12 protein-coding genes, 1 tRNA gene and 1 other RNA gene are annotated in these 12,216 nt (G+C 54.0%); 5 read left to right on the forward strand and 9 right to left on the reverse strand.

The features are described from left to right. Positions 1–2 precede the first annotated feature (2 nt). The 3 genes from mraZ to rsmI form a co-directional block, all read right to left on the reverse strand. A complete protein-coding gene (gene mraZ, locus PLU01S_RS07785) occupies positions 3–458 on the reverse strand; it encodes a division/cell wall cluster transcriptional repressor MraZ (RefSeq protein WP_074824801.1) in 456 nt (151 codons plus the stop codon). A gap of 289 nt (positions 459–747) precedes the next feature. Next, positions 748–1,105: RNase P RNA component class A (gene rnpB, locus PLU01S_RS07790), an RNA gene on the reverse strand. Between the two features lie 51 nt (positions 1,106–1,156). Continuing rightward, the gene (gene rsmI / locus PLU01S_RS07795; RefSeq protein WP_074824803.1) at positions 1,157–2,005 is read right to left on the reverse strand and encodes a 16S rRNA (cytidine(1402)-2'-O)-methyltransferase; all 849 of its coding nucleotides are present in this window, start codon (positions 2,003–2,005) and stop codon (positions 1,157–1,159) included. Between the two features lie 122 nt (positions 2,006–2,127). On the opposite strand from rsmI, the gene PLU01S_RS07800 reads away from it, so the two are divergent. The 4 genes from PLU01S_RS07800 to PLU01S_RS07815 are packed head-to-tail and all read left to right on the forward strand — an operon-like array spanning position 2,128 to position 5,440. After that, positions 2,128–3,882 (forward strand): penicillin-binding protein activator, encoded by a 1,755-nt coding sequence (locus PLU01S_RS07800; protein WP_074824806.1) that lies wholly within the window; start codon positions 2,128–2,130, stop codon positions 3,880–3,882. Then, complete coding sequence (locus PLU01S_RS07805) at positions 3,879–4,250, forward strand: YraN family protein (RefSeq protein WP_010795328.1); 372 nt, start codon at positions 3,879–3,881, stop codon at positions 4,248–4,250. The genes PLU01S_RS07800 and PLU01S_RS07805 overlap by 4 nt, the downstream gene beginning before the upstream one ends. A 27-nt stretch (positions 4,251–4,277) precedes the next feature. Continuing rightward, a complete protein-coding gene (locus PLU01S_RS07810) occupies positions 4,278–4,871 on the forward strand; it encodes a phosphoheptose isomerase (protein ID WP_010795329.1) in 594 nt (197 codons plus the stop codon). Further along, complete coding sequence (locus PLU01S_RS07815; protein WP_010795330.1) at positions 4,868–5,440, forward strand: BON domain-containing protein; 573 nt, start codon at positions 4,868–4,870, stop codon at positions 5,438–5,440. Before PLU01S_RS07810 ends, PLU01S_RS07815 begins: the two co-directional genes overlap by 4 nt. 51 nt (positions 5,441–5,491) lie before the next feature. On the opposite strand, the gene PLU01S_RS07820 is transcribed toward PLU01S_RS07815, so the two are convergent. The 6 genes from PLU01S_RS07820 to queA form a co-directional block, all read right to left on the reverse strand. Beyond that, complete coding sequence (locus PLU01S_RS07820; protein WP_074824809.1) at positions 5,492–6,037, reverse strand: glycine zipper 2TM domain-containing protein; 546 nt, start codon at positions 6,035–6,037, stop codon at positions 5,492–5,494. Between the two features lie 55 nt (positions 6,038–6,092). Then, a complete protein-coding gene (gene secF / locus PLU01S_RS07825; protein WP_074824812.1) occupies positions 6,093–7,001 on the reverse strand; it encodes a protein translocase subunit SecF in 909 nt (302 codons plus the stop codon). 9 nt (positions 7,002–7,010) lie between these two features. Further along, positions 7,011–8,879, reverse strand: coding sequence for a protein translocase subunit SecD (gene secD / locus PLU01S_RS07830; RefSeq protein ID WP_074824814.1), 1,869 nt, complete (start codon positions 8,877–8,879; stop codon positions 7,011–7,013). A gap of 63 nt (positions 8,880–8,942) precedes the next feature. After that, on the reverse strand, positions 8,943–9,281 hold the full coding sequence (gene yajC, locus PLU01S_RS07835) for a preprotein translocase subunit YajC (protein WP_010795334.1): 339 nt from the start codon (positions 9,279–9,281) through the stop codon (positions 8,943–8,945). A 30-nt stretch (positions 9,282–9,311) separates the two neighbouring features. Next, complete coding sequence (gene tgt, locus PLU01S_RS07840; RefSeq protein WP_074825177.1) at positions 9,312–10,430, reverse strand: tRNA guanosine(34) transglycosylase Tgt; 1,119 nt, start codon at positions 10,428–10,430, stop codon at positions 9,312–9,314. A gap of 10 nt (positions 10,431–10,440) precedes the next feature. Next, positions 10,441–11,484 (reverse strand): tRNA preQ1(34) S-adenosylmethionine ribosyltransferase-isomerase QueA, encoded by a 1,044-nt coding sequence (gene queA, locus PLU01S_RS07845; RefSeq protein ID WP_074824817.1) that lies wholly within the window; start codon positions 11,482–11,484, stop codon positions 10,441–10,443. Between the two features lie 103 nt (positions 11,485–11,587). Here queA and PLU01S_RS07850 point away from each other — a divergent pair. Beyond that, a tRNA-Leu gene (locus PLU01S_RS07850) sits at positions 11,588–11,674 on the forward strand. Positions 11,675–12,216: the final 542 nt, after the last annotated feature.

Consider the following 12,216-nt stretch of genomic DNA (forward strand, 5'->3'; position numbering starts at 1 on the left):
ATTCACAGGATTAAATCGCGCAGTTCTTCCGGCAAACCGCCGGGTTCCTTGATTGCCTTGAGGTCGCTTTCACACAGACCATTCCAGGCATCCTCATCCCACAGCTGAAATTTGTTCAGCTGCCCTACCAGTACAGCGCGCTTATCCAGACGAGCATAATCCCTCAAGCGGGGCGGCACTAAAAAGCGCCCGCTCCCATCCAGCTCAAGGTCTACCGCATTACCGATTAGCAAACGCTGCAAACGACGTGTTTCTTCTCTTAAAGACGGAAGTTCACGGAGTTTGCTTTCGATGATTTCCCATTCGGGAAGGGGATAAACGCAAAGGCAAGTATCAATGGCATCAATCGTTACGATGAGCTGGCCGGCACAGCGCTCTAGAAGCTCATCACGATACCGGCTCGGCATCGTAAGGCGCCCCTTGGCGTCAAGGCTGATGGCATTCGCTCCACGGAACAAGTTGCTTCTTCCTTTGGCTGGCTTTCCCTACCATTAAATCCCACTTTTAACCACTTCGTACCACCGGGCACACTATATTGACGCGCTCCCCCCACCGTCAAGGCGAGGCCATGGCACAAAAAGGCTTGCAGACTAGGGAGTTACAGAAATTATGGGGCTTTTAGCGAAACGGTGACGAACATACTTTTCCGACAAACGGAAATTAACTCAACTAATTGCCTCGACTAGTTAAAGTAATTTCTCAGATAGAGTTATCAGTAAGGATGTGAAGCAGGAGAAGGGAGAGTGAGTGGAGAGTCGATCTGTAAGCCGGGTTCTGTCGAGAACAGTCATTCCTCTAGGACAGCCATCACTGACTGCCTCAAGCAACCTACCCGAATCCAGCGCGGGCCACGCCTATGGATTCCTATTTGGTCTTGCTCCAGGTGGGGTTTACCTAGCCACGAACTGTTGCCAGCCGTGCGGTGCGCTCTTACCGCACCTTTTCACCCTTACCGGCGCTTGCGCGCTTAGGCGGTTATTTTCTGTGGCACTTTCCGTAGGCTCACGCCTCCCAGGCGTTACCTGGCACCTTGCCCTATGGAGCCCGGACTTTCCTCCCCTCCTGCTGCTTGCGCAGCGGGAGCAGCGACTGTCCGATCGACTCTCCGGGCGCAAGGGTACCTAGATGCCAGGCGTATAACAACCTTGATCTTTTCCTAATGCTTGTTCTGTTGCTCCAAGGCAAATTGGTACAGCATGTTCTTACGCTCTCCCGTGATTTCAGCGGCCAACGCAGCCGCGCGTTTGAGAGGCATTTCAGCGAGCAATATATTTAAAATCCGCACAGCCTCGGGGGGCAGAGAATCCTTGTCAGGCGACTCATAACCCGAGATCAGTAAAACGCACTCACCCCGCTGCTGATTGGAATCGGATCGGATCCACTCGACCAGTTCACCAAGCGGTGCGTCCTTGATGGTTTCAAACGTCTTGGTCAATTCACGGGCCAATACAGCGATGCGCTCGCCTCCCATGATTGCAGCAAGATCTTCAACACTTTCCAGCAACCGATGGGGCGCCTCGTAGAAAATCAAGGTCCGCTCTTCCTGCTTCAAGGCATCCAGGCGGCTTCGTCGCGCCGTGGCCTTTGCAGGCAGAAAGCCCTCGAAAATAAACCGGTCAGATGGGAGCCCGGCCGCTGATAGTGCCGCGATGACAGCACTGGCTCCCGGAACCGGCACAACAGGGATTTGCGCAGCACGCGCCTGTCGCACCAGATGGAAACCCGGATCGGAAATCAGGGGTGTTCCTGCATCGGAGACCAGAGCAACACTTCCCCCTTCGAGCAAACGGTTGATGAACCGCCCACCCTGCTCGCGCTCATTATGATCATGACAAGCGGCCAGAGGGGTATTGATCCCGAAATGCTGCAACAAGCGCGAAGAATGGCGCGTATCTTCAGCGGCAATCAACGACACTTCTTTCAGAATGCGAAGCGCCCGAGCACTGATGTCCTCCAGATTACCTATGGGGGTCGCGACGATATAAAGCGTGCCGGGAGTGCTCATAATGAAACTCTTGTATCAATAAAGGCCTCCATTGTACGCGTTTCGAGGAATCGCTATTCGCGCCGCTCACCAGCACTCGCTACAATCCAGCCAATTAATTGTTTTGCGCCAGGAATTACGCCATGACTGTTCGCCTGCGTACGCTAGTTAGCGTTCCACTTATTAGCCTACTTGCCGCCTGTGCAAGCTCGCCTTCCAACACATTGGGTGAGCTGCCTCGTATCCCCCAGGCCAACATACAGCAATTGCTTGAGCAGGCAGGTAGTGATACATCAGAGAAGGCCAACATGCTGCGCCTCTCCGCTGCCGAGATTGCCTACAAGCAGCAAAACTTCACGCAGGCCAAGCAGATACTGGGCAGCATTCAACTGCAGCAATTGAAGCCTATACCGCAGGTATATGCCGGCACCCTGAGAGGTGAAATTGCTTTAGCGGAAAATCAGCCAAAGGAGGCTCTGAAAGCACTCCAACAGCCTGGCTTCGAACACCTGAGCGAGCTGCCTGTCGAGCAGCAGATCAGTGTATCCATGGTAAAGGCACGCGCCCTGCAGGCAGACAACCAGACCCTGGCGGCAGCCAAGGAGCGCATTTTCATTGCCCCGCTTCTCAAAAGTGATCAGGCCAGCGCCAACCACGAAGCCATCTGGAGTCTGATTTCGGCTCTTCCTGCCGACCAACTCCAACCTGTGGCAGGCAACAATGAGCTTAATGGCTGGCTGGCACTGGCCGCTATCACTCATTCAAACGGCTCACTGGATGATCAGCTCGCCGCCATTGACGACTGGCGCAAGCAGAATCCAAATCATCCAGCCGCCTCGCATCCTCCGCAAGCGCTTGAAAAGCTGCGCAACCTGGAGCAACAGCCGCTGACACATATCGCCTTGCTGCTACCGCAACAGGGACAACTTGCCAATGTATCCCGCGCCTTACAGGACGGCTTCATGGCTTCGCTTTACGAGAGTCAGCAAAACGGCCAGACACCTCCTGCCGTATCCTTTTACGACAGCACACAGGTCCGCTCCATTGACGACTTTTATCGTCAGGCCAAAGCCGACGGCGCCCAGCTGGTGGTTGGTCCGCTAGAGAAAAGCTTGGTCAAGCAACTCAGCGATCATCAACAGCTACCTTTGCCTACTCTTGCGCTCAACTACAGCGACAGCCAAGGCGTAGGCCCAAAGCAGCTCTATCAGTTCGGTCTGGCGGCAGAGGATGAGGCACGCGAAGCGGCCGACCGCGCAGCAGAAGAAGGCAAGCACACTGCGGTAGCGATGGTTCCACGCGGCGATTGGGGGGACCGTGTACTGGCAGCCTTTGACCAGGAGTGGCGGGCAAAAGGCGGCATGCTGCTTGGAGCCGAGCGAATCGATCAGCCGGTAGAGCTGGCACGCCAGATTACGCGTCTGCTGCAAAACCGTCAGGGCGGGCAAAGCATCGACTTTATCTTCCTTGCAGCAACACCCCAACAGGCTCGCCAGATCAAGCCTACGCTGGCGTATCAATATGCTGGAGATATACCCGTCTACGCCACTTCACACCTGTATTCCGGCAGCAGCAACCCTGCTCAGGATCAGGACCTGAACGGAATTCAGTTCTGCGAAACACCGTGGCTGCTTAATACCAACGATCCTGTTCGCCGCAAGGTCGTCACCCAGTGGCCCCAAGCGTCCAGCAGCCTGGGTCGCCTATATGCCATGGGAGCAGATGCCTACTTGCTTTCTACTCGTCTGCCACAGCTCAAGGCGCTCCCCAATACGCAAATAAATGGCCTGTCAGGTGACCTGACGCTAAGCCCAACGCAGCGCGTGGTGCGCAGACTACCTTGGGCCCAGTTCGTCAATGGGCAGGTTCAGCCCGTTTCACAATCCGGTACGCTGTGAAAACCACGACGCGAGAAAGTGGGCAGGCCGCCGAAGATCAAGCGCTTGCCTACCTGCAGAAACAAGGGCTCAAACTTGTAGTCCGCAACTGGTCGCGGCGTAGCGGCGAGCTTGATCTGGTCATGCTCGACAGGGATACAGTAGTATTTGTGGAAGTACGCTCCAGGCGTCATATTGCCTGGGGCGGAGCCGTTGAAAGCATTGACGCCAGAAAGCGTCAACGTCTGATTGCAACCGCACAGCTTTTTCTTCAAAGCGAGTCTCGTTGGGCTAAATCCCCTTGCCGCTTTGATGTTGTTGCGCTCAGCCCTGCTGTCGGCAGTACCTCTTCGCATCTCGAATGGATAAAGAACGCATTCGATTCCTGAGTAGTTTTACAAGGTCAAGCAAACCCGATGGACACGCAAGCCCGCATTACCAAACTCTTCCTGGACAGCATTGAGACCAAGCGTCAGGCCATGGATGTGCTTGTTCCTCACATCGAGCATGCCAGCCAGGTAATGGTCAATGCACTATTGAATGAAGGAAAAATCCTGTCCTGCGGAAACGGTGGCTCCGCAGGAGATGCCCAGCATTTTTCATCAGAGCTTCTCAATCGTTTTGAGCGTGAGCGCCCAAGCCTGCCCGCCCTCGCCTTGACAACCGACAGCTCGACCCTGACCTCAATTGCGAACGACTATAGCTACAACGAAGTCTTCTCAAAGCAAATTCGGGCGCTGGGCCAGCCTGGCGATGTACTGCTTGCCATTTCTACCAGCGGAAACTCAGCCAATATAATCCAGGCCATACAAGCTGCCCATGACCGCGAGATGACAGTTGTAGCGCTTACCGGGCGAGACGGGGGCGGCATGGCCTCGCTGCTTCTGCCAGAAGATATCGAGATTCGCGTCCCAGCCAAAGTAACAGCACGCATTCAGGAAGTGCATCTGCTAGTCATCCACTGCCTGTGCGACCAGATAGATCAGCAACTGTTCGGGAGTGAAGAATGAAAAAATGCTTGGCACTGTCCTGCCTCGCCCTCACCGTCGTACTCAGCGGCTGCAGCGGCTTTCTAAGCGCAACCCGTGACGACCCCATCGCGGACAACCGCGGCACGCGGACCATCGGTAGCAAGATTGATGATTCACTGATCGAGACCAAGGCAAAAGTGAATATATCCAAGGCCAACCCTGACCTGGATAAGTCGCACATTGTCGTTGTCAGCTATAACGGAGTAGTTCTACTGGCCGGCCAGACTCCGCGTCCAGAACTCAAGGCACAGGCCGAGCAGGTTGCGCGCAACGTACAACGTGTAAAGCTGGTTCATAACGAACTTCAGGTACTTGAGCCCTCTTCTTTGCTAGCTCGCAACAACGATACCTGGATTACCACAAAGATCAAAAGCAAGATGCTTACTGATAACAGTGTGCCTGCCTCTCGCATCAAGATAGTCACGGAAAATGGCATTGTTTACATGCTTGGCCTGGTGACGCACCAAGAAGCCAATCTGGCCACAAACGTTGCTCAGAGCGTCTCTGGTGTTCAAAGGATCGTGAAACTCTTCGAGTACATTGACTGATTCGAGCATAAAAAAACCCGCCATATGGCGGGTTTTTTGTGGTCACTTTTCTTACTGTACGGAAGCAGTCTGCTCGGCCAGTACCAGCTGGCCACCCTGCACAGGGATCTGCTTACCGGGATCACGATCCATGCGGACCTGCCCCACCTTGCCATCCAGCAGATACTTGACGTCGTAAGCCACCACTTTTTCGCTCGCGTCTGTAACCGTGCTGCAGCGCTTTTGCATGGTGGTATAGGTATCGGAGTTCTGCATATGCTCCTGGGTTTTGTTACCTACGTAACCTCCACCCACAGCCCCGGCAACAGTAGCAAGCTTCTTGCCATTACCCCCGCCGACCTGATTACCCAGCAGACCACCGACTACAGCACCGATGGCAGTCCCAGCAATCTGATGCTGATCCTGTACAGGCCTGCGATGTGTAACCGCTACATCCTTACAGACTTCACGGGGCGTTTTGATCGTTTCCTTGACCGGTTGGACGGCTACGACCTCAGCGAACTTTGGACCTCGATCTGAAACACCATAGGCAACAGCACCTCCAGCCGTAACCAGAACTGCGCCCAATACCGTTCCAACGAGCATCGATTTATTCACGTCAATCTCTCCTGATTTACCAACAAGGCATCCACCTTATTCCAAGCCTCGGACATCAAGGCCTGTCATCAAGTTCCTTTGCTGCTGGTGGTATCAGGTCTTCCGAGTTCAAATTCAGCCAGATCAACACAACGTTTGCGATATAGATCGAAGAATAAGTCCCTGCGAGCACACCAATAAACAAGGCAACCGAGAAACCAAAGAGGTTATCGCCTCCAAAAACCAGCAATGCTGTAATTGCCAACAACGTGGAAATGGATGTCGCCAAGGTTCTGAGAAGTGTCTGCGTAGTAGAGATGTTGATGTTATCGATCAGGCTTGCTTTGCGTAAAACACGGAAGTTTTCACGTACCCGGTCAAACACCACGATGGTGTCGTTCAATGAATAGCCAATGATAGCCAGTACTGCAGCCAGAACAGTCAGATCGAACGTAACCTGGAAGAACGACAGCACGCCAAGCGTAACAATAACGTCGTGCACGAGAGACAGGATCGCGCCCAACGCAAACTTCCACTGGAAACGAAAGCCGACGTAAAGCAATACCCCGCCTAGCGCCAGAAGCATTCCGAGTCCACCCTGGTCCCGCAGCTCTTCCCCTACCTGGGGACCTACGAATTCGACACGCGTAACAGAAGCCGGATTATCTTTACTGGCCTGCTGCAGCGCAGCCGCAACCTTCTGACCTAGCTGCGCATCATCGCCAGGCATACGTACCAGCACATCGGTAGTCGCACCAAAGCTCTGAACAACAGCATCCTTAAAGCCCGAACGCTCCAGTTGAGTACGAATGCTTCCCAAATCCGCTGCTTTCTCATAACGCAGCTCAATCAGGGTTCCGCCTGTGAAATCCAAGCCGAAATTGAGTCCCTTGATAGCCAGGCTACCAATGGCAATCAATGTAAGCACCAGTGTCAGGGCGAACGCAACATTGCGTACGCCCATGAAATTAATGGTTCGTTTCATCGCAGCTCCTCAAATCCACAGCTTCTTGATGTTACGGCCGCCAAAGCTCAGGTTGACCATTGCGCGAGTCACCATGATGGCTGTGAACATGGAGGTGAAAATACCGAGCGACATTGTGACAGCGAAGCCCTTGACCGGGCCGGTGCCCATTGCAAACAGGATCGCGCCGACGAGAAGCGTAGTCAGGTTGGCATCGATAATCGCACTGAACGCCCTGCTGAAACCTTCATGAATGGCTCGCTGTACGTGCATACCATTCGCCAGTTCTTCGCGGATACGCGAGAAGATCAATACGTTGGCATCAACCGCCATACCCATTGTCAGAACGATACCGGCAATGCCTGGCAGCGTAAGCGTTGCATTAAGGACAGACATCAACCCGATCAAAAGAACCATGTTGAAGCCCAGCGCCACTGTCGCGATCACACCAAAGACGCGGTAGATCACGATAATAAACAGGGAGACAAAAGCCATTCCCCAGAGTGCAGCATCAAGGCCCTTGGCAATATTATCTGCACCAAGGCTTGGACCCAGCGTTCGCTCCTCAGCGAAATACATGGGCGCGGCAAGACCACCAGCACGCAACAGCAGCGCAAGCTCGGAGGCCTCACCAGAACCATTCAGCCCTGTAATACGGAAACTGTTGCCCAGCGCTGACTGGATGGTAGCCAGACTGATAATGCGGCGATCTTCCTGGAAGCTTGGTACGGCGACATCCTTTTCAACACCATTAACGGTCTGACGCTCGTAGCGAGTCACCGGCTTCTGCTCAATGAACACAACGGCCATGCTGCGTCCAATGTTCCCACGCGTAGCACGACTCATCAGATCACCACCGTGACCATCCAGTTTGATGTTCACTTGTGGGCGACCATTTTCATCAAAGCTTGCAGAAGCGTCTGTAACCTGATCGCCCGTGATGATTACACTGCGTTCCAACGGAACGGATTGACGACCGACATCACGGAACTCAAAGCTTTCTGTAGCACTGCGCGGAGTATCTTGCGTTGCTGCCAGACGGAACTCCAGGTTCGCCGTCTTGCCGAGAATACGCTTCGCTTCTGCAGTGTCCTGTACGCCAGGCAACTCTACTACAATACGGTTGGCACCTTGACGCTGAACAAGCGGCTCGGCCACACCCAGCTCGTTCACACGGTTACGAACAGTAGTAAGGTTCTGTTTGATGGAATATTCACGAATCTCCGTCAGCTTCGCCTGAGACAGTTCAAGACGTAGCACCTGAAGATTGTCACGCGCTTCATTTGTCAGAACGAAGTCGTTGTAATTCTTTCGGATCAGATCGGACGCTTGTTCCAGTGCTTGCGCATCAGCAAAGCCTAGCTGAATGACATTGCCCTGCTGGGGAAGACTGCGGTAGCGGACTCTCTCGCGACGAAGCAGTGTCTTCACTTCGCTGTCGTACACCTTCATACGTGCATCGACAGCCTTATCCATATCAACGGATAGCAGGAAATGCACACCACCCGACAGGTCAAGACCCAACTTCATTGGACTTGCGCCAAGCTTGCGCAGCCATTCGGGCGTAGTCGGGGCTAGGTTAAGCGCAACGACATAGTCATCACCCAAGGCCTTGCGCACTACGTCCTGAGCCGGCAATTGATCATCTGCCTTACTCAACCGAATGAGCCCGCGCTTACCATCACTGGCAAGATCGACAGCCTTTACGCTGATATTGGCGTCGGCCAGCGCCTTGGTAATGTTATCCAATTCCGCCTGACTCACCGTCAGTTCCGTGCTTGAGCTGCTGATTTGAATAGCAGGATCATCGGGGTAGAGATTGGGCGCGGAATAAATGAAGCCGACCACCAGCACTGCCAGGATCAGCAGGTATTTCCATAAGGGATATTTATTGAGCATGACACCGCCCGGATTAAGAAACGAGGCGCCTTGCGCGCCCCGTGCATATACCTAGAGGTAGGATTAGATTGCTTTCAACGTGCCCTTGGGCAACGTAGCGGCAATCGCACCTTTCTGGAACTTGAGTTCGACAGTATCGGATACTTCGATAACCACGAAATCATCCGTCACCTTTACTACACGTCCAGCGATACCACCGGACGTTACCACTTCGTCACCCTTCTGCAGATTGCCCAGCAGGTTCTTGTGCTCCTTGGCACGCTTGGCCTGTGGACGCCAGATCAGAAAGTAAAAAATGACCACGAAACCGATCAGGAAAATGAATTGAATATATTCACCACCTGGTGCGGCGGCCGCCGGAGCAGTCTCCTGGGCATAGGCAGCGGGGATCAGAAAGCTCATTGCAATAACTCCTGTTGCAAAGTCTGGAAATCAATCTGCCAACGGCGGGGTAGGCAAGCCGCGGCGCGCATAGAAGGAATCGACGAAGTCGGCCAATTTACCCTGTTGAATAGCATCACGTAAACCAGACATCAGCCGTTGATAGTGACGCAGGTTATGGATTGTATTCAGCATGCTGCCTAGCATTTCGCCGCATTTATCCAAGTGATGCAGATAAGCACGGGAAAAGTTGCGGCAGGTATAGCAGTCGCAGGTCGGATCCAAGGGTGAATCGTCATGCCGGTGGACAGCATTACGAATCTTGAGAACGCCGGTATCAATGAATAAGTGCCCATTACGTGCGTTACGTGTAGGCATTACACAATCAAACATGTCGACGCCACGCCGCACACCTTCGACCAGATCTTCCGGCTTTCCAACACCCATGAGGTAACGAGGTTTGTCAGCAGGCAGATGCGGCGGAAGAAAGTCCAGAACCCTGATCATTTCTTCCTTCGGCTCTCCCACTGAAAGCCCGCCGATGGCGTAACCATCGAAACCGATGTTTTCCAGCCCCTCCAGCGAACGCAGACGTAGCTCCTCGTGCATTCCGCCCTGGACAATGCCAAATAACGCCGAAGGGCTATCGCCATGGGCTACACGTGAACGCTTGGCCCAGCGCAGCGACAGCTCCATGGAGCGCTTGGCTGTATCGAAGTCGGCAGGATACGGCGTGCACTCATCAAAGATCATGACGATGTCCGATCCCAGCGCTCGCTGAACGGCCATGGACTCTTCCGGCCCCATGAAGACCTTGGCACCATCGACTGGCGACGCAAAGTACACGCCCTCTTCCTTGATCTTGCGCAGCGCCCCCAGGCTGAATACCTGAAAGCCGCCAGAATCCGTAAGGATAGGGCCCTTCCATTGCATGAAGTCATGCAGATCGCCGTGACGACCAATGACTTCGACCCCAGGCCTCAGCCACAGGTGGAATGTATTCCCCAGGATGATATGTGCCCCAATTGCCTCAATGTCCCGTGGCAACATGCCTTTGACGGTGCCGTATGTGCCAACCGGCATGAACGCAGGGGTTTCGACTACGCCGCGAGGAAAGCTCAGTCGGCCTCGACGGGCCCGGCCTTCGGTCGCCAGCAACTCAAACTTCATGAAACTCATTTCAGGACTCTGGCCCTTTGGCGTTTGGGTTACGGGTAATGAACATGGCATCACCATAACTAAAGAAACGGTAGTTTTTCTCAACGGCAGCGGCGTAGGCGGCCATTGTCTCGGGATAACCTGCGAAAGCCGAAACCAGCATCAGCAACGTCGACTCGGGCAGGTGAAAGTTGGTCACCAGCGCATCGACAACGTGAAAAGGTTTGCCAGGATAGAGGAAGATATCCGTATCGCCACTAAAAGCCTTGAGCTGACCGTCACGCGCAGCGCTTTCCAAGGAGCGGACACTGGTCGTACCCACTGCAATGACTCGCCCACCCCGCGCCTTGCAGCGCTCGACGGCATCGACGACCGCCTGACTGACCTGCAACCACTCTCGATGCATATGATGATCTTCGATGCGATCGACCCGAACGGGCTGGAACGTACCGGCCCCTACATGCAACGTCACGAATTCGGTTTCGATACCTTTTTCGCGAATGGCTTGCAGCATGGCTTCGTCAAAATGCAGCCCTGCCGTCGGTGCAGCCACAGCCCCTGCATTGCGGGCATAAACGGTCTGATACCGTTCACGATCCTCTTCATCGTCCGGGCGATCAATGTAGGGCGGCAGCGGCATGTGCCCTACCCGCTCCAGAAGCCCCAGCACAGGCTCTGCAAAGCGCAGCTCAAACAGCGCATCATGCCGCGCCAGCATTTCCGCCTCTCCGCCACCCTCGACATGGATGACTGCACCCGGCTTGGGAGACTTGCTGGAACGCACATGAGCCAAGACCCTGAATTCATCCAGGACACGCTCGACAAGTATTTCAAGCTTTCCGCCACTGGCTTTTTGCCCAAACAATCGCGCAGGAATAACCCGCGTATCGTTGAAGATCATGAGATCCTCTGGACGCAGATAGTCCAGCAGGTCGGAAAACTGCTGATGATTGATCGCTCCAGAAGGTCCGTCCAGCACCAGCAGCCGGCTTGCGCGGCGCTCGGATAGCGGATGACGTGCTATGAGCGATTCAGGTAGTTCAAAATAAAAATCGGAAACTTGCATGCAGGCTCATCTCGAAAGGTCGCACAGCTTACCGGAAGAGATGAAATAAGACCATTTAAAGCGTTGACTCGAAACAATCTCATCCCTATACTGCGCCGCCATTGCCTCGGTGGCGGAATCGGTAGACGCGGCGGATTCAAAATCCGTTTCTGGCGACAGAGTGAGAGTTCGAGTCTCTCCCGAGGCACCATACAAAGTTTTCAGGACTTCCCACCAAGTCCCGAAACATCAGAATAACCGGCTCTTGAGCCGGTTTTTTTGTGTCTCACTATCCTGCCCTCTTCTGGTTTCTCCCAAGTAATAACTACTTCCTTGGTATAAAGCGCCTCAGGCGTGCCTTGGAGTAGATCATTACAAGCCAACGCGAAAGATTCATCCTCCCGATCTCTCTATGCATCGCTCTGCATCGTTTAACGCAGGCTTGAGCGGTCTTCCTGCCTCACCGCTTTACCCAACCTTTACCTGCCTTGACGTCACGCGACAGCCGTACGGTGCTTTATAGCAGCGAGGCAAAAACTCTTGCTGAAGGAGGTACGTATGCCAGGTCGAATATTGAAGGTAACCTTACTCATCGGCTGCCTTATCAGTGCAGGTGAAGCCGCGGCTTTTGAGCGTGAGCGGGTTTATGGGCCGCCGCCTCACCATGAGAATTACAAAGCCCCTATTACTTACCGTCAGCTTCAAAGGCTGCACTACCATAGGCTCCACGCAAGACACTATTACGCTCCGCCG

It is taken from the genome of Pseudomonas luteola NBRC 103146 (assembly GCF_002091675.1).
Taxonomy (GTDB): domain Bacteria; phylum Pseudomonadota; class Gammaproteobacteria; order Pseudomonadales; family Pseudomonadaceae; genus Chryseomonas; species Chryseomonas luteola.